Source organism: Sulfitobacter sp. KMM 9851 (assembly GCF_057178245.1).
This window is the reverse complement of sequence record NZ_CM169991.1, coordinates 264,537-290,055: the sequence shown is the minus strand read 5'-3', so window position 1 is coordinate 290,055 and position 25,519 is coordinate 264,537. Positions and strand designations below refer to the sequence as shown.

Genomic DNA, 25,519 nt, shown 5'->3' with positions numbered 1-25,519 from the left:
TGGCCGGATCATTTGATCTGGATCTGAACCTGCGCCGAACGGCCCCTAGCATCGACCACCGCAATCTGCGCAAACCCCTGCCCCGTCAGCGGCAGTATCATATCGCGCTGCCGCACCCCGGTCAAAAGGGGCGTTCCATCTACCAGTACCGTCAGCGGCAACATCCCGGCGCGCAGTTTCAGCGGAATGCCCGCAGCGTTGTGGCGCAGCACCGCGCCATCAGGGGGAAAACTGACTGTCGGCGCATTGATATCGCGCACGAAAACTGCATCGCGGCTGCGGAACCTCTGCAAGGGTACCGGCAGGGACGCGGTAGAAAGGATCAGCGTTTCCGGCGGTGGCGCTGGCATGGGGTCGGGCCGCGGCTTGAGACGGCCAAACGCCTCGAACAGGATTGGTGCGGCCAGATCACCACCAAAGGCCCCCGGCACCGGCGTCCCATCAGGCCGCCCCAGCCAGACACCGATCACATGCGCGCCATCAAAACCCAAGGCCCAGGCGTCGCGGTGCCCATATGACGTGCCGGTCTTATACGCGACCTGCCCATCGCGCGCAGCGGCACCGGCAGGCGGGACCAACCCGGCGAGGATATGTCCGATCTGCCATGCAGCCGCCCGCGACATCATCGGCTGACGTCGTGTCGCGTCGCCACCGGAACGCCAGTACAACGGGCGCGCAGCCCCGCCCTGTGCCAGTCCGGCATAGAGCTGCACCAGATCATTCAGCGTCAACCCGACTCCACCCAGTGCAACAGCCAGCCCCGGCTTACCGCCAGGTACCTGCGGGTCTGCCCCGCCAGCCCGAAGCGCGGCCAGCAACCGTGACGGCCCAAGTTCGTGGGTTAACAGGATCGGCGGAATGTTCAGCGACAGTTGCAGCGCCTCGCGCACCGTCACCTCACCGCGAAACTGGCCATCGAAATTCTGCGGCGCATAGCGGCCAAAGGCGATTGGCACGTCGTTGATAAGGGTGTCCGGGTGCGCAAGGCCCTGATCAAAGGCCAAGCCGTATATGAAAGGCTTTAGTGTCGATCCGGGTGAGCGAACAGCGCGGGTCATGTCAACAAATCCCAGAGAGCCATTCTGGGACGAATAATCAGACGACCCCGCAGTGGCCATAACCGCGCCACTGCGGTGGTCCGCCACCACGATCGCCGCTGATACGCCAGCCGCATGTCCCTGGACAGCCCGCTGCACAAGGTCTTCGATCTGTGCCTGCAGCGCCGCGTCCAGAGTGACATCATGGCGCCCCGCCAATGGATCGGCCCAGCGCAAGTGATCGGCCAAATGTGGCGCAAGGCGCACAAACGGCTTCATCCGCCGAGGCACCGGGTTCGCACGCGCGAGGGCCGGGGCACCTACCCGCACGAGCACCCGATCACGCGCCGCTTCGGCCGCGCGGGGGTGACGGTCCGGGCGGCGGCTTTCGGGCGATTGGGGCAGCGCCACCAGCAGAGCGGCCTCTGCCAAGGTCAGTCGCGCGGGCTCCTTGCCAAACCATGCCAGAGCCCCGGCGCGGAGCCCTTCGACCGCGCCGCCATACGGAGCATGGGCAAGGTATAGCTCCAATATCTGCTCTTTGCTCAGCTTGCGTTCCAGCGCGAGGGCGACGCGGACCTGGCGCAGCTTGCCGTGCCAACGCCCGGTGCCGGAGTTTTCCAACAGCCGCGCCACTTGCATCGTCAGGGTGGAACCGCCTGAAACGACCTCGCCGCGCCACAGTGCCTGACCGGCTGCACGCAGCATCGCGACAGGATCGACGCCTGCGTGATCGTAAAAACGCTTGTCCTCATAGGTGACCAGCATCGCCAGAAAATCGGCATCCACCTGCGCCAGTGATAGCGGCAGACGAATGCGCCCGTCCTCCACCGGAAACACGCGCATCAGCGCGCCGTTGCGGTCGCGCATCTCGACCGATGTTTCGACCAATACGGGCGGCAGAACAGTCGCCCCGACCCAATCATCCACAGCGTCACGCAAAGCTGCGCCGGTACCCGACACTATGACCAGTGCGAGCAGCGCGTGGCGTATCATGGGGCGACCGTCACCGCCCCTGTGCCGGTATAGGCACGGTATTCAGGGCGGTACATGTCACTGACTGTGGCCGCCGGGTGGTGATAGTGACCAGGGCTGACTGCGCGCACGACATAGGCTAGGTTGAAGGCCTCGGCCTCGCGATGGTTCACCGCAGCGACAAAGCGATCACTACGGAATTCAGCGTTTTCGGCCTCGGCGGTCTTTAGCCATTCCATCGCACCCACCTCGCCGCTGCGCAACAGGTTGGGGTTGTCGATCTCGAACCCCGCGGGCAGCGGATCATCCACAATCAACCGCGCGCCGATGTCCTCGAACGGGGTGATCGTAAGCACCACAACCATCCGATCACCGCTGGCGAACAGATCCGTAACAGGCGCACCGTCCATCGTGAAATAGGCGCGGGTGATCGCATAGCCATAGCCGCCAGCCTCAGGCGGCACTTGTGGCACGCCGTAGGTGGTCAAGGTGACATCCATCGCCGCAGACGAGATATTCTCGATTACAGACGCCGCCGCATCGCCGTCGGTCAACCGGCGCACGACGGGGCCAGCGGCGGGTTGCCCGTTCACCCGCAGCCCCGGCACGGCATCCGGAGAGGCAAGGGCATGGGCGGCCATCACCACCTGTGCAGCTTCTTGCGTCGACAGCCGGTTGTTATCGCGTCCGATCCAACTGGCCAGCACGGCGGTATCAACCGCATTGCTGCCTGCCTCCGCCGACAGCTTCAGCACCGCGGCCGTGTCGCGCAGCGGAGAGCCAAAATCGGACCGCCAGTCTCGCCTCTGCCGCTCGGTCAACAGCATCGCGCCCGCCCGGCGGAACATCACGTCAGCACGCAGCGGATCACCATAAGCCGCCAGCGCCGCCCCCAATTGAGCAGCGGCCAGGGGCGTGCCGAAATCGTCGCCCTTGGTATCGGCGTAATAGCGCAAATCGCCCATGCTCGCCGCGCCCTCCTGTGCCAGCACCAGCAGGGCATAGGCAACATCCTCGCCCCCGCTGTCGAAATCGGGGGCATAACTGATCCGGTTTCGCAGGTTGTCCATGGCAAGGCCAAAGGCCAGATCGGGCACCTCATGCCCCTCGCGCCGCGCCCGACTGAGGAAATCGCTGACATACGCATCTAGCCAGAACTCCCCCGAATCCGCACGCCAGAGACCAAAGGCCCCGTTGCTGGCCTGACGCGTCAGAACCTGTGCAATGGCAGTCGATATCTTGTCCTCAATCTGCTCGGGTTCGCCCAGACCTGCGGCCTGTGCCACAGAACTCAGGTAAAGCAGTGGCATCGCTGCTGATGTCACCTGTTCGGTGCAGCCATATGGATAACGATCAAGCTGGTTCAGCAGCCCCGGAACATCGAAACGCGCCAGCGGCCCGGCGGTTAGTGTGGCGCTGGCGGTGCCGGATTTCAGCCCGGCAAAGACATTGCCGTCAAAGGTAAAACTTTCCCCGACCCCCAGTGCAAACTGGCGTGTCTCGGCCACTTCGGGGTCGTTGCTGCGCACCGGCATCGTAAGCACCTTGCGCAACTCTTTTCCCTCCGGCGTCGTCAGGATAACGGTGATCAGCGGATCGCCGATGGCCTGCGCAGTCACCGGTATCTCCAGCTTTTGCGTGCCATTGGTGGCCAGTGTTACCACCGCAGGCACATCGCCTAGACGTAGATCATCATCAGCGCGCACCGCTAGGTTCATCTGGCCCGCATCCCCTTCGGCATGAACCAGTTCCAGCAGCAAACGGCTTTGATCCCCCGGCGAAAGGAACCGGGGCAAAGAAGCGGTCACCACCACTGGGTCGCGCGCGATCACGTCGCGTTCCGCATCGCCTACAGCAGAGTCAGACCACGCCACCGCCATTAGTTTGACCGTCCCGTTGAAGGCGGGGCGGATGATCTCAACTTCTGCACGGCCATCAGGGCCGACCTGCACCGGACCGCTAAAATATGCCATCAGTTCCTCGGTGGGCGGGGGTGACTGCAATTGCGCGCTCGCCGCGGCATCGCCGCCCGACCTGACGGCACCCATCGCGCCATTCATCCCGTCAATCAATCGACCGTAAATGTCACGGATTTCAACACCCAGTCGGCGCTGGCCAAAGTAATGATCGCTTGCGTCTGGCGCCGCAAACCCCGTGAGGTTCAAGATACCCACATCCACGGCTGACAATGTGACATAGGCCGTTTCGCCCGGGGCGACGCCATCGACCACCACAGCGGCGCGCAGAATGCCCGCCTGCCCGTCCACCACATCAGGCGTATCAAAGCTGACTGTCAGTTCACGCGCAGCAGGGCGCACGGCGGCATGGGCGAGGCCCATCGCGCGGGCCGGGTTTTGCCCCGCCGCCACGTCCATCGGGCGCAGCACCGACGCGGTCACATAAGCCCCCGCGCCCCAATCCTCGGTCACCTCGAGCGGTACAATGTTTTCACCCGCGCTGACCACGACAACCCGGCGTTCTACCACGCGGTTGGACAGTACGCTGATCAATGCAACGCCATCGGACTCTGGCACCAGTCGCAATTTCGCGGTGTCGCCCCTGTCAAATTCTGTGGCATTCAACGACATTTCCAGTCGGTCCGGCGTGTCGGTTGATCCGTCTCCGCCGTACCAACCCGAAGAAAAGCTTACCGAACTTGCGGCATAACCCCCGTCCATCTGCTCCACGATCAATTCGTACTCGCCCCATTCGGTCGGCAGGCTTAGCGCTGTGGGCGTGACCGCTAGCGTGACCTCGCCGGTGTCGATCCGTTTACGGCGCACGGTGGGCTCCCACTCCCAATTGCCATAAAGCTGATACCACTGATATCGCCGCTCAACCTTGTTCAGGGTCCAACGCACCGGCATCGCCTGCGCGTCGCCTTGCGGACCGACAGCGACAATCTCGAATCCGGCGTCCTGGCCCTCGCCCAGTACATCGTCAAAGGCAGGTTTGATCCCGATCAGTGGCGTATCGGCGGCGATCGCTTTACGCAGGCGACGCTCAACCGCGCGTCCCGACCCTTCCGACACGCGCAGTATCAATTCAGCGGTCAGCGGCAGACCCGGACTTTCCTCAAGCTCGGGCATCTGCACGTCCAATACCGCCCGGCCGGTGGCATCGGTCACGGCACTGTCGATGACAGCCGTGCGTGTGTCGAAACGGGTATCGTGTCGGCCAAATTGATAGCCCGCCCAGCCCGGCATCTCACGCGTCGCCCGCAACCTCAGGTCGCCCTCTACCTGCAAATTGGCCCCCGGCGCCCCAAACAGATATTTCACATCCACCGTGGCCGGCGGCGTATCCGTCAGGCGGAGCGCGACCTGCGGTAGCGTGATGTCAAAGTCGATCCGCTCGGGCAAGAAATCCTCGACCAGTACGGTCTGGCTGGCTAAGGCGGGCGCATCCAAGTCAGACAAGACGTCCAACCGCCAAGCACCGCGTGGCACATCGGCGCCCAGTGGCAGGGCAAAGACATGCCCGCCAGCCACGCTTTTCTGGCTCAACTGGCGGCTGTATTCCACGCCATCCGGCCGGCGCAGTATTGCGGTCACGGGCAGATCCTTTAGCGCCGCCGCGCGGTCATCGCGCGTCAGTGCGGTGGCGTGGATCGTTTCACCGACACGGTAGGCCCCACGGTCAGTGGTCAGGAATGTATCAATCGGTGGTGCGGGGGGGCGCCCTTCGACACCGCGGTCAGACAGGTCAAAGGCAGGATCGGTGAGCGGCAGAAACGCGATGTCTTGGGTACCGTCTTCGGCCATCAACAACGCGGGCGCGAACGCGCCGTTGCCGCGCGTCACACCAGCGGGGAACTGTGCAAAGCCATCGACGTCACTGGTCACCTTGCCCAGCACAGCGTTGGACCGCGAGACCAGCGTTAGAACAACACCCTCCCGCGCCTGCGCGTCCGCTAATCCACGCACCGCCACGCTTAGCCCATCCACGCCAGACCATGTACTAAGACCCAGATCAGACAATACAAACCACTGTGACGCCGCGGGATAATCATAGGGGTCTTGCCCTGGCACCGAAGCGCTGAGCGAATATATCCCCGGCCCCTGCCCGGCCAGCGCGTCACCCATTGGCAGGCGTGTCGTCATATCGGCGTTGAGCGTATTGTGCACATCGCCCTTGCCGTGCCAGATATCCTGCGCCAGATCAGTGGCAAAGTTTTCTTCTTCATAGGCGCTTAGCGGGCGCCCGAAATAGCTTTCACGAATGGCGCGCACAAGGTTTCGGTCGCTGACCCTGCGCAGGGTCAGATCAAGCGTATCAACATTCACCGTCTCGACCGGCAGGGCGGCGTCCGCGCTGCGCGGCAGCACATAGGCCCGGCCCGGGAAGCGCACCAGGGGCGTGCGGTCGCGGACATAGAGCTGCAGGCGTGTGTCCTTGTGCAATGTCTCGCCACTGGCCGAGGGCAGGCCCTGCCGGAACGTCACATCATACCGCGCGCCATGATCAACACCGTCGATGCACAATTGGCTTTCGTCGGCCTGCACTGCCAGACCTTTGCCTTCGATCCGCACGAAAGGTTCGTAATCCACCCCCGCCTGCACCAGTTGCTCGGAGAACTCGGCGCAGATGCGCGGTGCGGCACTGTCATTGTCGACGCGATGCTCCACGATGCGAAAGCCATATTTGCCGACAGCATCATCCAGCGCGTCTTGCATATCTTCGCGCGGGGCCAGCGTTAAGGCCAGTCGCAATGCCGGTATCATATCGCGCCCCCTGCCGTTGGCCTCCAAGGCGGTGGCAAGTGCATCCAGCGCGTCAATGCGGGTGCCAACATCCTCGGCACGCAGATAGGCGTTCACAGCGGCAGGCACCGCTTCGCGCCGAATACGGCGGCGATCGGCGCTGCGCAGGTCATCATTGTCACGCAGGCTGATCCGGGCATAGCGCGCCCACAGATCGGCACGGTCCGTTGCTGACACGGCCTTGCCCGCCCAGCGCAGGGCCACCAGAATTTCGCCGTTCTGTTCGGCCCGCACCATCGCAGCGGTCAGATCGTCCAGCGGCATGTCGTCCACCGCAAACCGCCGCGCGTTCTGCATCACCATGGCATGCGCCTGGGTTACGTCATCCGCATTGAGAAACCCCAAATCATCCTGCCGCGTGGCAGACTGCTCCAGCGCCTCGGGCGCTGTTGCACGACGGACCGCTGAAAGCGCCCCGGTATATTCCTTGCGATCCGTGATGGCCGATTTGGGAAAACAGGCGTTCGATTTCGTATTGAACGTAAAGGCAATACAGCCTGCCTGCGCGCTACAGGCCCTTTCACATGACTGCTGCGTGGTATTGAAAAGATTGGTCAAATCCGCACCAAAGAAATCTACGTCGCGGCTGTAGACATAGCGGTGATCCGGCATTGTGTCCTGCGCCCAAGCCCCCCCGGTCAATATGGCGAACAAAACAAACGGCGCGCAAATCAGGGTGCGGACGGACATGACAATCTCCAATTTCAAATGCCCCCATCGTGCCATGCCCCCCGTTGACGGGCAAGATAAAGCCTCCAACGCTTAATTAGATATTTACCAAGATCACGCAGTTTGCCCCCAAAGACCCATTCGCCACGCCGGAGCACAGATGAGCCTTGCCCAAAAGCTGACGGAGGAGCGGCGCAGCCGACTCGCGGCTGAACGTATGCTCGAACTCAAAAAGGCGGAGCTTTTCGCCGCGAACCGCAAATTGGGGCAGCACGCACAGCAACTGAGCGAGGAAATTGTCGAAACCCGCGCCGAGGTGGAAACCATCCGCGGCGAGAATCAACGCGTAAAATCCGACCTGACTGCCGCCAACCAAAAGATTGCGATCACCGAGCGGCGGCTTTGGCAATCCATTGACGCTATCAAGGACGGCTTTGCCCTGTTCAACTCGGACAACAATCTGATCATGGCAAACCGTGCCTATCTGCATGTTTTTGACGGTCTCGAAGTGATCAAACCCGGCGTTAACTTTGTCACCATCCTGCAACTGATGACAGACGAGGGTATCGTGGACACGGGTGATATGTCGGCACGCGCCTGGCGTCAGGTGATGACCAAACGCCTGCAACAGCACCGGCCGGAATCGACCATCATCCGCCTTTGGAATGACAACTATGTGCGGCTGGTTGATCAGCGCGGCTCGGGCGGTGACATGGTGTCGCTTTGCCTCGATATCACGTCAACGGTGAAGTACGAGCAACAGTTGGAAGAAGCGCGCACCGTCGCCGAAAGCGCCAACCGCGCAAAATCTGCTTTCCTTGCCAATATGAGCCACGAAATCAGAACGCCAATGAATGGCGTGGTCGGCATGGCCGACATTCTGACGGACACTAACCTGACCTCGGAACAACAGCTTTATGTCGACACCATCAAGAATTCAGGCGAGGCGCTGCTGGTCATCATCAATGACGTGCTGGATTATTCCAAGATTGAGGCCAAAAAGCTTGATCTATATCCCGAACCTTTTGATCTGGAACGCGCCATTCAGGAAATCTTGTTGCTGCTACAGCCCTCGGCCCGGACCAAGGGGCTGGATTTACTGCTGGATTACGATCTGTTCCTGCCGACGCAACTGGTCGGCGATCCGGGGCGCATACGGCAGGTGATGACAAATCTGATCGGCAATGCCGTCAAATTTACTGCCGAAGGGCATGTGCTTGTGCGCGTCACCGGTGTGCCGGGCAATCCCGACGGTAACACCGCGGTTCACGTCAGCATCGAAGACACCGGCATCGGCATTCCGGCCGATATGGTCGACCACATCTTTGGTGAATTCAACCAGGTCGAAAACGAACGCAACCGCCAGTTTGACGGCACCGGGCTGGGGCTTGCCATCTCGCAGCGGTTGATCGACATGATGGGCGGTGAAATCTGGGTCACCTCCACCGAAGGTGAAGGCACCTGTTTCGGTTTTCGCATTGATCTGGCCGATTGCGGCGCAGCGCCACGGCCGCGCCCCGTGCTACCCGATGGGTTGCGTCACATCATGGTGGTGGATGATCTGGATGCCAACCGCACCATCCTTCAGCGGCAATTGGCACATCTCGGCATCGCGGTTACCTGTTGCGCCAGTGGCGCCGAAGCCTTGGCGCAACTCGACGACAGCGTTGATCTGATCCTGACCGATCATATTATGCCCGGTATGACGGGGCTGGAACTGGTCGATCAGCTGCACCGCAACGGCAATGAGACCCCGATCATCCTACTGAGTTCGAACCCCGGCTTGGCACAAGGCGATCCAGCCCGTGATCACCTGCTAGGCCTTCTACAAAAGCCTGTTCCACGGCAGGAACTGATGATCCGCCTGGGCGCGCTAAACATGGAGGTTGCCGGGACGGATGACGTACCCGCGCCCCCGCCCGCCCCCACAGCGACGGCTGAACCCATTCTACGTCAGATGCGCATTCTGGCCGCCGAGGACAACAAGACAAATCAATTGGTGTTTCGCAAGATGGTCAAAGAGCTCGACATTGAACTGACATTTGCCAACAACGGAGAAGAAGCGGTTGAGAAATTCAGCGCAGTTAAACCCGATCTGATTTTCATGGACATCTCGATGCCCAAGATGGACGGAAAGCAAGCCACCAATGCGATCCGCGCGCTGGAAGTCGCAACCGGGGGCCATGTAACCATCGTGGCGCTGACCGCGCATGCGATGGATGGCGACGACGCTGTCATCCTCGCCGCCGGGCTGGATCATTATCTCACAAAACCGCTGCGCAAGCCGCTGATTTTAGAAAGGATTGTGCAGTCGCGGACGCCTGACATGCGTCCGCCCCTCCCGCCGGCAACCGCCTGAAGTGCGGCTCAGGCTGCTGAATAGGGCCGGATAAACACCGGACGCTCGGGCGTCGACAGATTGGCCTGCCATGCATATCCGCCGCTGTCAAAATCGCGCAGCGCCTCCGGGTCGGTCAAACGCTTTTGCACGATGAACCGCGCCATCGCGCCCCGCGCTTTCTTGGCGAAAAAGCTGACGATCTTTGGGCCCTTGCCGTCGCCCTTGTCTTCCATGAACTGTGGTGTGATCACCCGCAGCGTCAGCGCCTTCGGCGCCACAGCACCGAAATATTCCTGGCTCGCACAGTTGATCAAGACATTACTGCCAACCGCCGCGCCCTGCGCATTCAGCGCCTTGGACAGATCATCGCGCCAATAATCATAAAGATTGGACCCGCGCCGCGTTTTCAATCGGCTGCCCATTTCCAACCGATAAGGCTGGATCGCATCCAACGGTCGCAGCACACCGTATAGCCCTGACAGGATGCGTAGATGTTCCTGCGCCCAGGCCATTTCATCGGTATCAAGGCTTGCCGCTTCCAACCCTTGATAGGTATCCCCGGCAAACGCCAGGGCCGCAGGGCGCGTCACGTCTGCCGCTGGCTCTGCTTCAAACGCCTGGAAACGATCCCGGTTCAACCGCGCCAGATCATCGCTCAGATCCATCAAGCTTTTCAGCTTTCCCAGTGTCAGATTGCGAGCGGTTGTCGCCAGCCGCATCGCATCGTCCTGAAAGTCGGGTTGGGTCACCGCGACATCGCGTTCTGCCCAATCCAGCCGTTTGGCCGGCGAAATCACCACCAACATCGCGTTCCCCTTTTGTATGCTCGCGCAGGTCTAACCTGCGTCCCGCAAAACGTCCAGAAAGGCCGGGCCAAATCGCTCGGCGCGCTTGTCGCCCAGCAGACGTTCCATCGCATTGCTGTCCGCGCTACGCATCTGCGCGACTTTGGCCAACAGCGACGCCGAGCAGCTCATCGGTTTGTCGGTGCCCGCCTCGCCGCGGGCCAGATTAGCCTGCACCTGAAGCAACTGGTCATAAACATTGCCCGCCTCACGCCCAGCCAATTTGCGCCGCGCCTTATGCATCGGGCGCGCCTCGCCGTTGATTACTTCTAGAAACGCAGAGCCGTAGGTTTCGAGTTTTTTCGCCCCCACCCCACCGATCCGCGCCATGCCGTCCAGGTTTTCGGGCCGGGTTTCGGCCATTTCGATCAACGTACGATCGGTGAAGATAATATAGGCGGGCACGCGGGCACCTTCGGCCAGCGCGCGCCGCTTGGCCTTGAGCGCGCTGAGCAGCGGCGCGTCTTCGTCGCTGACCATTTCCTTGACTGCAGGCCGCCGGTTGCTTGCCGCGGCCTTGATGCTATCTCGCCGCAGGCTGATCTGCGCCTCGCCGCGCAGGATCGGCAGCGCCGCATCGGTCATGCGCAGCGCACCGTGGCGTTCGCCGTCCTGGCGCACCAGATCGTGGCCCATCATCTGGCGAAATACAGCTTGCCATTCGTTGCGGTTGTATTCGCCACCCACGCCATAGGTCGGCAGCGATTGGTGGCCGCGCTGTTTTACTTTGTCGGTCTCATTTCCCAGCAGAATGTCGATAAGATGCCCCGCGCCGAACCATTCGTCGGTGCGCAACATCGCCGACAGCGCCTTGCGCACCGCCGTGGTGCCGTCGAACACATCCGCCGGGGTGTCACACAGATCGCAGCGGCCACAAGTGACCTCGCTCTCGTCGAAATACCCAAGCAAGGTCTTGCGCCGACACTCCAGCGCTTCGGCAAGGCCCAGCAAGGCGTTCAGCCGCGCGTGATCCGCCGCCCGCCGCTCTGGCGGGGCCAGCCCTTCGTCAATCTGACTGCGGCGCAGGCGAATGTCATCGGCCCCGAATAACGTCAGGGTTTCGGCAGGCGCGCCATCACGGCCGGCGCGGCCGATTTCCTGATAATAGGCCTCAATGCTCTTGGGCAAATCGGCATGAGCGACCCAGCGGATGTCAGGTTTGTCGATCCCCATGCCAAAGGCCACCGTGGCCACGACGATCAGCCCATCCTCTTGCTGAAAACGGCGCTCGGCGATGCGGCGGTCCTCCGCTTCCATCCCGCCATGGTAATGCAAAGCCATCTGACCCTGATCGCGCAGCGCCTTGGCCAGCCCTTCGGTCTTGGCGCGCGTTCCGCAATAGACAATACCCGACTGACCCTTGCGCGCGGCGGCGAAATTCAAGATCTGGTCGCGCGGTTTGTTCTTTGCGGCAAAGGCCAGGTGGATGTTGGGCCGATCAAACCCCCGCAGGAAGGCGCGTGGCGGTTCGCCGTCAAACAGCTTTTGCACAATCTCGATCTGCGTCTCAGCATCCGCCGTGGCGGTAAAGGCGGCCAAGGGCACGCCCAAGGTCCGCCGCAGTTCGCCGATGCGCAGGTAGTCAGGCCGGAAATCATGGCCCCACTGGCTGACGCAATGCGCCTCGTCCACCGCGATCATGTTGACGCCGATGCGGCGCAACATTCCGATGGCCGATCCCGCCGCCAACCGTTCCGGCGCCATGTAAAGCAGCTTTAGCGTTCCCGCCTCCAATGCCTCCCAGACCGCATCGGTTTCTTCGGGGGTATTGCCAGAGGTCAGCGCACCCGCCGCGACACCCGCCTCTTGCAGGCTGCGCACTTGATCGCGCATCAGCGCGATCAGCGGACTGATGACAACGGTCACCCCCTCGCGCAAGAGAGCAGGCAACTGGAAACACAGGGATTTACCGCCACCTGTTGGCATGATGGCCAGCACGTTCTCGCCAGCAACAACCGCCTCGACGATCTCTTGTTGGCCGGGCCGGAACCCATCGAAACCAAATACATCACGAAGAAGCGTGGCAGCGCCTGTCATGGGAAACCTGTCAAATTGTCTGCTCTTTTCATGCAGACTCCCACACTAACAAATCGTGAACAAGTCCCGTTTGGCTGTTCAGTCAATATGCCGAAGCGCGGCTGGTTTAGTAAAACGCCGCCGCATTGTTGATCAATACGATGCGCAAGATCGCGACGGCGATCAGCACGATCAGCGGGGCCAAATCAAGCCCACCCATAGGGGGAATGACGCTGCGCACGCGGCTATACACAGGTTCAAGCAGCCGGTTCAGCCCATCCCATATCTGTGCCACAAGAGGTTGCCGCAGATTCAGCACTTGGAAATTGATCAGCCACGACATGACAACATGCGCGATCACAATGAACCACACGATGTTCAACAACAGCATCAAAATCTGGAACAGCGACGTCATGGAATACCCCTTGCTTGGTTGCAAACCAGTTAAGCCTGCCCCGCCCAAAGGGCAAGAGCCAGCCCCCCATCGCAAAACCTTATCTTGCGAAACACCGCGCCGCCTGCTCTACCATTCCCCAACAACGGGATGGGGCATATGGCAATAATCACACCGCGCAAGCGCATCTGGGGCTGGTACTTTTTCGATTGGGCCAGCCAGCCATACAACACGCTGTTGCTGACCTTCATCTTTGGCCCATACTTCGCCCAGACGGCCACCGCGTCTCTTGTGAGTGGCGGAATGGACCTGTCTGCCGCCAAGGCGCAGGCGCAGGCCTATTGGGGGTATGGGCTGGCCATCGCCGGTATCGCGATTGCCATTCTCGCCCCGATCCTCGGTGCCGTTGCGGATTCCTCCGGCAAACGTTTGCCTTGGATATGGCTGTTCTCGGCGATGTATGTCGTGGGGGCGGCGGCCCTGTGGTACACGGCGCCACAAGACTTTTCAGTCCTCTGGGCGCTGTTCTTTTTTGGCATCGGCTTGATCGGGATGGAATTTGCCACCATTTTCACCAATGCCTATCTGCCCGAACTGCACCCCGACGCAAATGAGCGCGGGCGTATCTCCGGCGACGGCTGGGCGTTTGGATATGCCGGTGGGGTGCTGGCCCTGATCGCCATGATCGCCCTATTCCAAAGCGGAACAAGCGGCAAGACGATGGCCGGGATCGCACCGCTCTTTGGCCTCGATACCGCAACCAAGGCGGATACCCGCATCGTTGGTCCCCTAACTGCGATCTGGTACGTCGTTTTCATGCTGCCCTTCTTTCTTTATGTCCGCGACACACCCAAGGCCGCGGCGGAAACTTACCGCATCGGCAAGGGCCTGTCTGACCTGTGGCGCACCCTACGCCAGCTTCCAAATCATCCTTCGTTGCTGGCCTATCTTGGATCGTCGATGTTCTACCGTGACGCATTGAACGGCATGTATACTTTTGGCGGCATCTACGCGCTCGGCGTGCTTGAATGGTCTATCCAAGAGATCGGAATATTTGGCATCCTCGCGGCAGTATCTGGCGCAATCTTCTGTGTGATCGGCGGGCGGGTTGATCGCGCCATCGGCCCGATGCCCGTTATCGTGGCTTGCTGCGTGATCCTGATCTTTACGGCCTGCCTGATCATCTCGCTGACCCCGTCATCGGTCTTGGGCATATCCTTGCCGACCGGCTCTGCCTTGCCTGATATCCTTTTCTACATCTCCGGCGCGCTGATCGGCGCAGCGGGCGGCGCTTTGCAGGCGTCATCGCGCAACATGCTGACCCGCCAAGGCAATCCCGATCGCATGACAGAAGCTTTTGGCCTTTACGCGCTGTCCGGCAAAGCTACGTCGTTCCTAGCCCCGGCGCTGATCGGTATCGCCAGCGATGTTACTGGCAGTCAGCGGCTTGGCATTACCCCAGTTGTGGGGCTGTTCATCATCGGGTTGATCCTGCTAGCATGGGTGAAACCAAAGGGAGATTTCGCAAAATGATCCTGCACCGGCTTGTGGCCTGCGCCGCTCTTGCCCTCGTTCTCGGCTCCTGTGGGGGAAACAAGACCGAGACCGACATCAGCGGTAAATCCGTGGTGTTGCCTACCATAGGCTCGTCTGGCGGGGCGCTTAGCAATGTGCAGGCGAAAAACCTGTTTGGCGCCAAAGGCACGCCATCGCGTCAGGGTGCAGCACCCTATGGCAGCTATGCCAAGGGCTGCCTTGCTGGTGGCGCGCAACTGCCCGAAACGGGGCCAACATGGCAGGCGATGCGCCTGTCACGCAACCGCAATTGGGCGCATCCTGAAACGATCGATATGGTTAAAAAGCTTAGCGCCAAGGCCGCGCAGCAACCGGGCTGGGCTGGAATCTACGTCGGCGATATGAGCCAGGCACGTGGCGGGCCGATGCTAACCGGTCATAGCAGCCACCAGATCGGCCTGGACGCCGACATCTGGATGCTGCCGCCCAAGTCCCTGACCCTTAGCCGGGCACAACGCGAAAGCATCTCGTCCATCTCGATGCGTCGGTCCAACGGGGCTTATGTAAATTCTTCGTGGACGCGCGCGCACCACGAAATCGTCAAGGCCGCCGCCCAGGATCCCCGTACTGCACGTATCTTCATTTTTCCCGGCGCCAAGGTGCAGATGTGTGACGATGAAAAAGGCGACCGCAGCTATCTGCGCAAAATTCGCCCATGGTACGGCCACCACTATCACTTTCACGTCCGGCTATCCTGCCCCAAAGGCGCACGCGGCTGCGTCGATCAGGCGGCGCCTCCCGCAGGTGACGGCTGCGAAGACGCGCGCCAGTGGCAGCGCAATATCCTGAACCCACCGCCACCAAACCCGAACCCGCCAAAATCCAAGCCGCGGCGCGAATTGGTGCTGGCGGACCTGCCTGCACAATGCAACGCCGTCCTGCACACAGATTGATCCCGCTTTTCTTGCTGCTCTGCCTCACCTCCTGCGCCCCTGTTGGTGCGCAGGAGGGTCCTGCACTGCGGTTGGACAGCGTATTTGTCTGGCATCATGCCGCACCGTGGTTCGGTGGCCTGTCCGGCGCCGAGGTCAGCAGCGATGGCACCGAGATCACAATCGTAACCGATCGCGGTCGTGTGGCGCAGGGCCAAATGATCCGCAAGGATGGCGAACTGGCTGGTATCGACATTAGCCATAGCGCCAGCCTGAAATCGCCTGATGGGCGTGTGCTCGGGCTGGGCTATAGTGATGCCGAAGGGCTTGCCAAGGGCGCAGACGGTCAGCTTTACGCCTCCTTCGAACATGACCACCGCGTCGTGCGCCTGCATCCTCGCACAGGGCTCAGCACCCCGCTGCGGGCGCACCCAGACTTCGCCAAGCTGCAACCCAACTCCGGGCTCGAGGCGCTTGCGATTCACCCCGATGGTAGCCTCTTTGCCCTGCCAGAACGCTCAGGCGGGCAAAACCAGCCTTTTCCCGTTTACGTCTTTAACGGCAGAACATGGGTCATCAATGCTCATATCCCACGGCGCGGCCCCTTCCTGCCGGTCGGCGCCGATTTTGCCGACAACGGTGATCTGTACGTGCTGGAACGCGCTATTACGCCTCTGGGCTTTCGCAGCCGCATCCGCCGCTTCACTCTGGACGCGCCTGACCTGGGCGAAGTCGCACTGTTCACAAGCAGACCCGGCCAGTTTGACAACCTCGAATCGCTCAGCATTTGGCGTGACAGCAACGACCAAACGCGCCTGTCGCTGATTTCTGACGACAACTTCTTTGCCATACAGCAAACTCAGGTTGTCGAGCTTACCCTTGCGCCCAGCCCCCAGCCAGACTAAAGCCAGCCCGTCTGCGATCCTCGCAGGCCAAGTCGCCGCACCCTTGTACAAAACGGTTTACATATGACACGCACATACCTTCCCGGCATCCTTGCCATGGCCGCCATCGTCGTGGCCTCAAATATCCTCGTCCAGTTTCTTTTCGGCCAATGGCTGACCTGGGGCGCCTTCACCTACCCGCTCGCCTTTCTCGTCACCGACGTGATGAACCGCGTCTACGGCGCCCCCGCTGCGCGCCGCGTGGTATTGGTCGGCTTTGGCGTTGGGCTGATTTGCTCGCTGATCGGAACACAGATCATGGGTGAATTTGGCCCGCTGGTGACCATTCGTATCGCAATCGGCTCCGCCACCGCGTTTCTCGTGGCACAACTGCTCGACATCACGGTCTTTAACAGGCTGCGTGCCGGCGCATGGTGGCGCGCACCCCTGATTAGCACCTTAATCAGCAGCGCGATCGACACCGCACTGTTCTTCTCTATCGCCTTTTCCGGCGCTCTCAGCTTTCTGCACCCCGGCACCGACGTGGCTTGGGCCACCGAGGCGCTTCCGCTGCTGGGCGCAGGTCCCGTCGCGCCACTTTGGGTGTCGCTTGCCATTGCAGATTGGTCGGTCAAACTTGCGATCGCATTGATCGCTTTGATCCCCTTTCGACTAATCACGGCCCGGCTGACCACCACCCCCTGACCCCCTTCTTTTTGGTCATAATATTCCTCAGGGGGAGTTTGAGGGGGCGGAACGCCCCCTCAATCCAACCGGCGCAAAAGCCACACCACCTGGCGTCTCACGAAAAAAACATTTTGCGTTTTGCGAAACTTGTGCAACGATTCAAGTGAGTTCAACAAATGTAAAGGAGGTGATCCAGTGTCAAGAAAGGTATTGGAGCGAGGTGTCGGAACAGCTTGGGAGGTTTCCTGCTAAGGCAGCCCTTGGCAGACGCAGCCACCCAGGTGGATCACCGATCTAACCGATCCCCCTCCTGAAACCATTCGATTGGGCCGCTCCTTACCGGGGCGGCCCATTTCGCATCTATCCCCTTCACCCTTGCCCCGCAGACTGGCATGTTGCCGGACAAGGAGAGCTCATGCTGCACATCAAAGACGACATCGCGATACAAGACTGGGAGCTGACCGAAAGCTTCATGCGCGCCTCCGGCCCCGGCGGGCAGAACGTGAACAAGGTCTCGTCCGCCGTCGAATTGCGTTTCGAAGCCGCCACCTCGCCCTCACTGAGCACTCCGGTCAAAAACCGCCTGCGTCGTCTGGCAGGCCGCCGCTGGACAACCGAGGGCGCACTGGTCTTACAATGTGACGAAACCCGCAGCCAGGCACGCAACCGCGATCTGGTGCGCGAACGGCTGGCGGAGTTGATCCGCACCGCACTGACGCCGCCCAAACGCCGTATCGCTACACGCCCGACCCTGGGGTCAAAAAAGCGTCGGCTGAAAGCCAAGAAAGTACGCGGCGAGGTCAAATCCATGCGGGGCAAGGTCGATCCCGATACCTAACGCCCGAACCTAGCTTTTGCGCAGAATATAGATATCCATGATCCAGCCATGCGCTGCCCGCGCCGCTGTGCGCACTGCCATGATCTCATCCGCCAAATCAGCCAGCGCACCTTGCCGGATGATTTCTTCTTTCATCCCCACGTAAGCCCCCCACCAGATATGTATTCCCGCCGGATCGAGCGTCTGAAACGCGCAATCGCCGTCCAGCATGACCACCAGCGTATCAACGCCATCCGGCCAGCCATGATCGCGCAGCCGCCGCCCCGTGGTCACTATAAACGGCGCGCCGATCTCATTTACCGGAATTGCATGTGATGCTGTCAGCGCTTGCATCGAGGTGATCCCGGGGATGACCCGCATCTGCGGTGGGGGCCGCAACCGCGAGGCAATCCGCAAGGTGCTATCATATAGCGACGGATCGCCCCATACTAACAACGCTACCCGCTGGGCCTTCGGGTACTGCGCAATCGCCGCGCGCCACGCGTCTGCGATCGCATCGTGCCATTGATCCACCCGCGTAGGGTAATCGGCAATCGCCGGATCGCGCACAGGCAGGTCAAACTCTACGATCTGGGTCGCATTATTGGTCAGCAGGTCATCGCAGATTGCCTGCCGCAACCCTGCCAGATCATCCTTTCCCGCGCCCTTATGCGGGATCAGGATCAGGTCTTGGGCATTGATCGCGCGCACCGCCTGCAGGGTCAAATGCTCAGGGTTGCCCGTGCCAATCCCGATCAAGGTCAGCTCCAGCGTGGTCATCCCGGTATCCTCGCCATGGCCTTGTCGCGCAGCCCGCCCAGCACCCGCGCATCAGAAAATGTGCCATCCGGGGATGCGCCATAAAGCGTCACAAATCGACGCAGATCATCCATGTCATCCGCCGTGATGTCGCCAAACAAATAAGCCACCTTGCCCGGCGCACGAAAGGCCACGGTCTGCGCCCGCCTGCAGCCCGACATGCAGTCGACGCCGCTGACATCAACGTCGTCCAGCCCTGCGCGCATCACGTCCAGAAATCCGCCGTCAGCGGTACAGGAGGTACATACAAACACCTTCACGCCTCGAAGTCCGCCAGCGGCCCGTAAAAAATCAACGCGGGCGTCGTGCTTGTCGCGCTTTCCAGATGGGTCGCCAGTGACGCGATGGTAAAACGGGTGACTTTCTCTGCCGGGGTCGACACCGCCTCTGCCAAAAGGGCAGGCGTGTCCCCCGGCAACCCATGTTCCATCAACCGGGCCGCCAGCCCGGTAAATGTGCGCTTGCCCATATAGACGACTGTCGTCGCGCCAGCGTCAGCCAGTGCGGCCATGTTCACATCAGCAGGCAGGTCACCGGTGACATCCGCCCCGGTAATAAACTGTACCCGCCGCGCCGTCAGCCGTCGGGTCAGTGGTATCCCGGCCGCTGCTGCCGCTGCCGATGCGGCGGTGACGCCCGGCACAATTTCGTAAGGAATACCCGCGGCCCGCAGCGCCACGATTTCCTCCTCCAGCCGGCCGAACATGCCGCTGTCGCCAGATTTCAACCGCACAACCTGCAAGCCAGCCTGCGCATGGTCCACCAGGACGCGGCTGACATGATCCTGTTTGGGCGACGCGCGCCCGGCACGTTTACCGACACCGATCAAATCCGCATCAACCCGCGCGTGTTCCAAAATCGGGCCCGCGCTTAAGTCGTCAAAGAGCACCACATCGGCAGCCTGCAACCGCGCCACCGCCTTTACGGTCAGCAATTCAGGATCGCCTGGCCCAGAAGACACGAAGGAAACAAACCCGCCCATTACATCGCCGCAATCATATGGAAAAATGTCCCCGTTGCCCGACCGCCACCCGCGAATTCTCGTACCGATCCGGTTTCGGGCACCAGCAGATCGTTGCTGTCAGTGATGCGCGCCAGCGGCGCATCCGGTTCCGCAAGGATCGTAGCGTAGTGAAACTCGTGCCCGCGCAGCGCCGCACGCGCTGAATACCCAGGAATCCGCGCGTTAAGGTCTGCCTGCCGGTAACCCAGATGCATCTTGCGCTTGGCAAAGGAGGTCTCCAGCCCCAGCAGTCCGACCATCTCATGCCGCGCGCCCTCCTTGTCGACAATCCCCGCGCCCATCGCCATATAGCCTCCACACTCGCCATGAACGGGACGGGTTTGCGCAAAGGTCTGCATCCCTGCGCGAAACTGGCCTGCTGCAGCCAATTTACCTGCATACAATTCAGGGTATCCCCCCGGCAACCAGCAGCAATCAGCGCTGTCATCGGGCACGTCATCGGCCAATGGCGAGAACGGTAACACCTCGGCCCCGGCCGCACGCCAACCTGCCAACAAATGCGGATAGACAAAGGCAAACGCATTGTCCTGCGCCAATGCGATGCGTTGGCCGGGCGGGACGATGTGGGCGGGCGCGGGCGGGTTCTGCAACGTGCCACGCGCCGCCGCGCGCAGCGCCGTGATATCGACATGTGCCGCAACAAATGCCGCCGCCTCGGCCAGTAGCTCTGGCAGGTTTTCCTGCTCTCCTGCCTGTACCAAACCCAGGTGCCGCTCAGGCATTTCAATCTCGGGGCGCCGCGGCAGCGCGCCCAGCACCTTAATGCCGACAGCGTCCATGCCCGCGCGCACCAGCGTTTCATGGCGCGGTGATGCCACCCGGTTCAAGACCACACCGGCCAATGTCACATCAGGCCGCATTTCCCGAAATCCCAGCGCCGTGGCTGCCACTGATTGCGCCGCGCCGGACACATCCAGCACCAGAACCACAGGCCAGCCCATCAATGCCGCGATATCGGCACTGGCCCCGTTGCCACAGGCCCCGGGTATCGCCACCCCGTCGAACAGACCCATCGATCCTTCTGCCAGGATCAACTCGGCCCCATCTGCGTTGCCCACCAGCCCGTCGATCCGCGCACGCGCCATCGACCAACTATCAAGGTTGAACGACGCCCGACCAGACGCCGCCGTATGGAATGCAGGATCAATATAATCCGGCCCGCTTTTGAATGGCTGCACAGCGATCCCCTGAGCGCGCAACGCCGCCAGAAGGCCCAACATCAACGTGGTTTTGCCGGTGCCGGAGGCCGGGGCAGAAATCAACAGGCCGGGGGGGATCATGATGATGTCTCCGGGAACCGTGGGTCAGTGCCGACAGGCCGAAACCGGCGGTCATAGTCGCCTGCGTACAGCCGACTTTCATCAAATTCCTCGGCCCCGATCGCATGGCCCACGAGTATCAACGCCGTGCGTTCCATCTCGGCGCCAATCGCGGTGCGCAGTGTCGCCAGTGTTGCTTTTACGATCCGCTGGTCCGGCCAGCTTGCCCTCCACACCACGGCAACGGGGCAATCGCCGCCATAATACGGCGACAATTCCGCAACCACCTTATCCAACACATGCACCGACAGGTGGATCGCTAAGGTCGCGCCCGTGCGCGCAAAATTTTCCAGTGTCTCACCCTCGGGCATCGCCGTGGCGCGGCCCGATGTGCGTGTCAGGATGACCGACTGCACTACCCCAGGCAGGGTCAGTTCCGCGCCCAGTTCCGCCGCCGCGGCCGCAAAGGACGGCACTCCCGGGGTCACGTCATAGGCAATTCCCATCGCTCGCAGGCGCCGCAACTGTTCGCCCATAGCGGACCACACCGACAGATCACCTGAATGCAGGCGCGCGACATCGTGGCCCGCCGCATCAGCCGCTGCAATTTCCGCCATGATTTCATCCAGCGACATCCGCGCGGTGTTCACGATCTTGGCCCCCTCAGGGCAATGGCTCAGCAACGCCTCTGGCACCAGCGATCCGGCGTAAAGGCAAACGGGGCAAGCGGCGATAAAATCGCGCCCGCGCACGGTGATCAAATCAGGCGCGCCCGGCCCGGCGCCGATAAAGTGGACTGTCACGGGGTATTTCCTTTCGTTTCTGCGATGGCCGCCGTGGCCATAGCATCGTCTGACACAGCACGCACCGCAATCAACACCGCACCGGGTCCGCCAGCGGCCAGTGCTGCGGCCTCAGAAAGTGATCCGGTACCGAACTTGTCCGTGATCCGCGCTGATTGTGTAGGCGTGATCATCGCGGCCAGATCTTCGGTCGTGATGCCAAGGCCCGGCACACCCAGCTCCTGCGCGAATGCACGAAACACCGGCGCGCGGGCCTTGGCCGCTTCGGTCACAAGCGCGTCAATCTTGCTACCCTCCGGGTTCGCCCGCACCAGCGCATTGCGCAACGATGCCAGCGTTGCCGCGCCACGAAACCCTATGCCTGCGAACCTCATAGCGTCACGCTCCATTGTACAACAGGGCGCAGCGACTGCCAGCCGCGCATGTTGCCCAGCGGCCCCGCCTGCGCCAATTCGATCCGAAGCAAGCTACCACCACGCGTCGCATGGAGTTGCGCCAATAGCGCTTCGGTTTCCAGCGTCACCCCGTTCGCCACCAGCCGTGTACCCACGGGCAGACGCGTAAACAGATCGTCATAGAGCGCAGCATTGCCACCGCCGCCGACAAACACCACATCCGGTATAGGTTCTTCCATCAAAACCTCTGGCGCGCGCCCTTGCACCACCATCATACGGTGCGCCAGCCCGAAATCCTCACAGTTCTTCCGCACGTTCGCTGCCCGGCTTTCGTGCTGTTCAAAGGCCAGCGCACGCCCCCCTGCTAAACAATACTCAACCGAAACCGAGCCGGACCCAGCCCCTATGTCCCACAGCAAGTCCCCCGTGCGTGGGGCCAGCGCCGAAACTGTCAGCGCCCGCACCGGCGCCTTGGTGATTTGCCCGTCATGGGCAAAACTGTCGTCTGGCAACCCAGCGCTGCGCGGCAGTCCTACGTCGGCGGGCAATTCAACAGCCACTGCCACCGGCGCCATCACATCTGATAAATCAAAACCATTCGCTGCCGTATGGCGCAGCCGTGCATCAGGACCACCCATCCGTTCAGCCACATGCAGTTGCGCCGCCCCTGCGCCATTTTCACACAAAAAACGCGCCAGCTCTGCCGGCCCATCGCCATCACGCAGCAAGCAGATCATCCGTCCCCGCGGCGCCAATACGCCGCGCAACTGCGCAAGAGATGCCGCGTGCAACCCATGGCACGTCACCTCCTCCAACCGCCAGCCGAGCGCGTTTGCCACCAGCGAAAATGTCGATGGCGCAGGCAGGCTGCGCCATTCATCCGCACCCAAATGCCCCACGATACTGCCGCCCGCCCCAAACCAGAACGGATCGCCCGAGGCCAGAATGACAACAGGTCGCCCGCGCTCCGCCAACACCGGATCAAGCGAAAACGGCAGTGGCCACGCCTGCCCTCGCGCCCCCGCGCCCACACGCTCCAAATGCCGTGGCCCGCCGAAAATCACCTCAGCCCCAGCCAGTACCGCTTGGCTTGCAGCAGGCAGCGCATCTGCGCTATCGTCCGGCATTCCGATGATGTTCAGCCAAGGATCACCCATCATGCGCGTCCTTCTCTTGGGGGGTACAACCGAGGCCAGCGCGATGGCACGTGAACTGGCGCGCCTGAGCATCGACGCGATATTTTCCTACGCGGGCCGGACCGACCGACCGGTGCCTCAGCCCTTGCCGACACGCGTTGGCGGGTTTGGGGGTGCTGCGGGCCTGGCCGATTTTCTGCGGCTGGAGGGTATCACTCATGTCATCGACGCCACACATCCCTTTGCGGTCGGCATGAGCAATAACGCCCATACCGCCTGCATCGAAAACAACACCCCGCTGATCCGTTTTGAACGCCCCGCTTGGCAACCCCAGCCCGGCGATGATTGGACCGAAGTGGCGGACATCGCTGCCCTTCCCGCCGCCCTGCCCGATAGCCCGGCCTGCATTTTTCTGGCCATCGGCAAACAGAGCCTCGCCCTGTTCTCTGTCAAACCCCATCACCGATACCTGCTGCGGCTCGTCGATGCCCCCACCGAACCGCTGCCCCTGCCGCGCTGCACTATTGTGCTGGCGCGCGGCCCGTTCGATGTGGCCGCTGACACCGCCCTTATGCGCGAACACCACATCACCCATGTGGTCGCGAAAAATGCCGGCGGCAGCGGCGCGCGCGCCAAACTCGACGCTGCCCGCGCCCTCGGCCTGCCCGTTATCATGGCCGCACGCCCCAGACTGCCCGACGACACGATCGCCAGCGATCTGACGCAGGTGTTGCACTGGCTGCATCATTGCGCACTGCGCGGTGTATAGACATACCGCCCCAACCGCCGCGTTGCGGAATTACCGACAATAACTACCGTGCGCATATCCGCCATTTCCGGCGTCGCTTCGCCCAATGTCACGGTGTTGAACGCCTCATCGGGCGTGCTTACCGCGCGGGCGAAACTGATCAACCGATCCGGCCCACATTCCGCGCGCAAAATCTCGAGCGCCGCCGCAAACTGATGCGGTCGCGATTTGCTGCGTGGGTTGTAGAACGCCATGGCAAAATCGCCGCGTGCTGCCATACGCAGACGGTGTTCGACCACCGTCCATGGCTTGAGGTTATCGCTTAGATTAATCGCACAAAAATCATGTCCCAGCGGTGCCCCTAACCGCGCCGCCGCCGCCAACATCGCCGTGATCCCCGGCAACACGCGGATATCCACACTTTCAAACGCCGGGGTGCGCTCCACCGCCTCAAAAACCGCTGACGCCATGGCAAACACCCCCGGATCACCCGACGACACCACCACCACCCGCGCGCCCGCTTGCGCCAGTTGCAATGCATGCTCGGCCCGGTCCAATTCCACCCTATTGTCACTGGGGTGCAGCGTCAGCCCCTCTCGCGCCGCCACGCGCGCTACGTATGGAATATAGCCAATCACGTCGGTGGCCTGCGCCAATGCGTCAGTCACTTCGGGCGTCACCAAGGCGTCGTCTCCCGGCCCCAGACCCGCGATATAAAGCGTCCCGCTCATGCCGCCGCCTCTGGCCTGCGACCCTGTCCATGCACCAATACAATCGCAAAATAGGGGCAGTCATCGTCGGCAACTTCCGCCAGCTTGGCGACACGCTGATCAGGCATCGTGCCACGCTCTACCAGCCACGCATCATCCAACCGCCCGACCGCCGCCAATGCGCGGCGCACCGCAGGCAGGTTGCGCCCTGTTTTCATCACCACCAAGGCATCAGCGCGCTGCATATGGTCGATCAATTCATCCTCGGGCAAGGTTCCCATTAACACCGTCATTACATCGTCACCCCAGGTGAACGGCGTATCCAACGCGTTCCAACAGCCCACCATGCCGGGGATCGCAGGCAGTACTTCGACCGGCACACGCCCCTGCAACCGCGTGTGCAGATGCATAAACGAGCCATAGAAAAACGGATCCCCTTCACACAACACTACGACGTCGTGATCCTGCGCCAGCGCTGCCAGACGGTCTGCCCAGTCGGCATAAAAGGCCACCATCAAGTCGCGGTAACCATCCGAGCCAAAATGCAACTCTGTAGTAACGGGATACTCCATTGCGTATTCCACCACATCATCGCGCAACATACCTTCGACGATGCGCCGCGCCTGGCCTGCCCGGCCTTTTTTTCGAAAATAGGCCAGATGTTGCGCCCCGCGAATGGCGCGATCTGATTTCACGCTCATCAGGTCCGGGTCGCCGGGGCCAAGGCCCGCACAGATTACTTTGCCCATT

General features: G+C 61.6%; 21 protein-coding genes. 7 read left to right on the top strand and 14 right to left on the bottom strand.

Going from position 1 to position 25,519, the window contains the following annotated elements:
• Positions 1–8: 8 nt before the first annotated feature.
• Both pbpC and AC1965_RS01385 read right to left on the bottom strand, forming a co-directional pair.
• Positions 9–2,033, bottom strand: a complete 2,025-nt coding sequence (pbpC, locus tag AC1965_RS01390) for a penicillin-binding protein 1C (RefSeq protein ID WP_483885525.1) — start codon at positions 2,031–2,033, stop codon at positions 9–11.
• Positions 2,030–7,465: an alpha-2-macroglobulin family protein gene (locus AC1965_RS01385; RefSeq protein ID WP_483885524.1), complete on the bottom strand. Its 5,436-nt coding sequence runs from the start codon at positions 7,463–7,465 to the stop codon at positions 2,030–2,032. The genes pbpC and AC1965_RS01385 overlap by 4 nt, the downstream gene beginning before the upstream one ends.
• A gap of 139 nt (positions 7,466–7,604) precedes the next feature.
• Here AC1965_RS01385 and AC1965_RS01380 point away from each other — a divergent pair, with 139 nt between their 5' ends.
• On the top strand, positions 7,605–9,803 hold the full coding sequence (locus tag AC1965_RS01380) for a response regulator (protein ID WP_483885523.1): 2,199 nt from the start codon (positions 7,605–7,607) through the stop codon (positions 9,801–9,803).
• An 8-nt stretch (positions 9,804–9,811) separates the two neighbouring features.
• Here the strand turns inward: AC1965_RS01380 and yaaA are convergent, their stop codons facing one another.
• From yaaA to AC1965_RS01365, 3 genes are all read right to left on the bottom strand, one after another.
• Entirely contained in the window at positions 9,812–10,591 is a 780-nt protein-coding gene (gene yaaA / locus AC1965_RS01375; protein ID WP_483885522.1) for a peroxide stress protein YaaA, read from the bottom strand.
• Between the two features lie 30 nt (positions 10,592–10,621).
• Complete coding sequence (gene recQ, locus AC1965_RS01370; RefSeq protein WP_483885521.1) at positions 10,622–12,667, bottom strand: DNA helicase RecQ; 2,046 nt, start codon at positions 12,665–12,667, stop codon at positions 10,622–10,624.
• Between the two features lie 106 nt (positions 12,668–12,773).
• The gene (locus AC1965_RS01365) at positions 12,774–13,061 is read right to left on the bottom strand and encodes a YggT family protein (RefSeq protein ID WP_483885520.1); all 288 of its coding nucleotides are present in this window, start codon (positions 13,059–13,061) and stop codon (positions 12,774–12,776) included.
• A gap of 138 nt (positions 13,062–13,199) precedes the next feature.
• On the opposite strand from AC1965_RS01365, the gene AC1965_RS01360 reads away from it, so the two are divergent.
• The 5 genes from AC1965_RS01360 (at position 13,200) to arfB (ending at position 17,896) form a co-directional block, all read left to right on the top strand.
• Positions 13,200–14,573 (top strand): MFS transporter, encoded by a 1,374-nt coding sequence (locus tag AC1965_RS01360; RefSeq protein WP_483885519.1) that lies wholly within the window; start codon positions 13,200–13,202, stop codon positions 14,571–14,573.
• The gene (gene mepA, locus AC1965_RS01355; RefSeq protein ID WP_483885518.1) at positions 14,570–15,508 is read left to right on the top strand and encodes a penicillin-insensitive murein endopeptidase; all 939 of its coding nucleotides are present in this window, start codon (positions 14,570–14,572) and stop codon (positions 15,506–15,508) included. Before AC1965_RS01360 ends, mepA begins: the two co-directional genes overlap by 4 nt.
• Positions 15,505–16,392 carry an esterase-like activity of phytase family protein gene (locus AC1965_RS01350; RefSeq protein WP_483885517.1) on the top strand — a complete coding sequence of 296 codons (888 nt, stop codon included), beginning with the start codon at positions 15,505–15,507 and terminating at the stop codon, positions 16,390–16,392. The genes mepA and AC1965_RS01350 overlap by 4 nt, the downstream gene beginning before the upstream one ends.
• A 63-nt stretch (positions 16,393–16,455) precedes the next feature.
• Positions 16,456–17,076 (top strand): queuosine precursor transporter, encoded by a 621-nt coding sequence (locus tag AC1965_RS01345; RefSeq protein ID WP_483885516.1) that lies wholly within the window; start codon positions 16,456–16,458, stop codon positions 17,074–17,076.
• 397 nt (positions 17,077–17,473) lie between these two features.
• Positions 17,474–17,896 (top strand): alternative ribosome rescue aminoacyl-tRNA hydrolase ArfB, encoded by a 423-nt coding sequence (arfB, locus tag AC1965_RS01340; protein ID WP_483885515.1) that lies wholly within the window; start codon positions 17,474–17,476, stop codon positions 17,894–17,896.
• A gap of 9 nt (positions 17,897–17,905) precedes the next feature.
• Here arfB and cobF read toward each other — a convergent pair whose 3' ends face one another.
• The 7 genes from cobF to cbiE are packed head-to-tail and all read right to left on the bottom strand — an operon-like array spanning position 17,906 to position 23,332.
• Complete coding sequence (cobF, locus tag AC1965_RS01335) at positions 17,906–18,655, bottom strand: precorrin-6A synthase (deacetylating) (RefSeq protein ID WP_483885514.1); 750 nt, start codon at positions 18,653–18,655, stop codon at positions 17,906–17,908.
• Positions 18,652–18,954, bottom strand: a complete 303-nt coding sequence (locus AC1965_RS01330) for a DUF1636 family protein (RefSeq protein WP_483885513.1) — start codon at positions 18,952–18,954, stop codon at positions 18,652–18,654. The genes cobF and AC1965_RS01330 overlap by 4 nt, the downstream gene beginning before the upstream one ends.
• On the bottom strand, positions 18,951–19,676 hold the full coding sequence (cobA, locus tag AC1965_RS01325) for a uroporphyrinogen-III C-methyltransferase (protein WP_483885512.1): 726 nt from the start codon (positions 19,674–19,676) through the stop codon (positions 18,951–18,953). The genes AC1965_RS01330 and cobA overlap by 4 nt, the downstream gene beginning before the upstream one ends.
• A complete protein-coding gene (locus AC1965_RS01320) occupies positions 19,676–20,998 on the bottom strand; it encodes a cobyrinic acid a,c-diamide synthase CobB (protein ID WP_483885511.1) in 1,323 nt (440 codons plus the stop codon). The genes cobA and AC1965_RS01320 overlap by 1 nt, the downstream gene beginning before the upstream one ends.
• Entirely contained in the window at positions 20,995–21,780 is a 786-nt protein-coding gene (cobM, locus tag AC1965_RS01315; RefSeq protein WP_483885510.1) for a precorrin-4 C(11)-methyltransferase, read from the bottom strand. Before cobM ends, AC1965_RS01320 begins: the two co-directional genes overlap by 4 nt.
• Positions 21,777–22,154, bottom strand: a complete 378-nt coding sequence (locus AC1965_RS01310) for a cobalamin biosynthesis protein (protein ID WP_483885509.1) — start codon at positions 22,152–22,154, stop codon at positions 21,777–21,779. Before AC1965_RS01310 ends, cobM begins: the two co-directional genes overlap by 4 nt.
• Entirely contained in the window at positions 22,151–23,332 is a 1,182-nt protein-coding gene (cbiE, locus tag AC1965_RS01305; RefSeq protein WP_483886953.1) for a precorrin-6y C5,15-methyltransferase (decarboxylating) subunit CbiE, read from the bottom strand. Before cbiE ends, AC1965_RS01310 begins: the two co-directional genes overlap by 4 nt.
• Position 23,333: 1 nt before the next feature.
• On the opposite strand from cbiE, the gene AC1965_RS01300 reads away from it, so the two are divergent.
• Positions 23,334–24,080, top strand: a complete 747-nt coding sequence (locus AC1965_RS01300) for a cobalt-precorrin-6A reductase (protein WP_483885508.1) — start codon at positions 23,334–23,336, stop codon at positions 24,078–24,080.
• Here the strand turns inward: AC1965_RS01300 and cobJ are convergent.
• A complete protein-coding gene (cobJ, locus tag AC1965_RS01295) occupies positions 24,056–24,790 on the bottom strand; it encodes a precorrin-3B C(17)-methyltransferase (protein ID WP_483885507.1) in 735 nt (244 codons plus the stop codon). The two genes, AC1965_RS01300 and cobJ, sit on opposite strands and share 25 nt — an antisense overlap.
• Positions 24,787–25,518: a precorrin-2 C(20)-methyltransferase gene (gene cobI, locus AC1965_RS01290; RefSeq protein WP_483885506.1), complete on the bottom strand. Its 732-nt coding sequence runs from the start codon at positions 25,516–25,518 to the stop codon at positions 24,787–24,789. Before cobI ends, cobJ begins: the two co-directional genes overlap by 4 nt.
• Position 25,519: the final 1 nt, after the last annotated feature.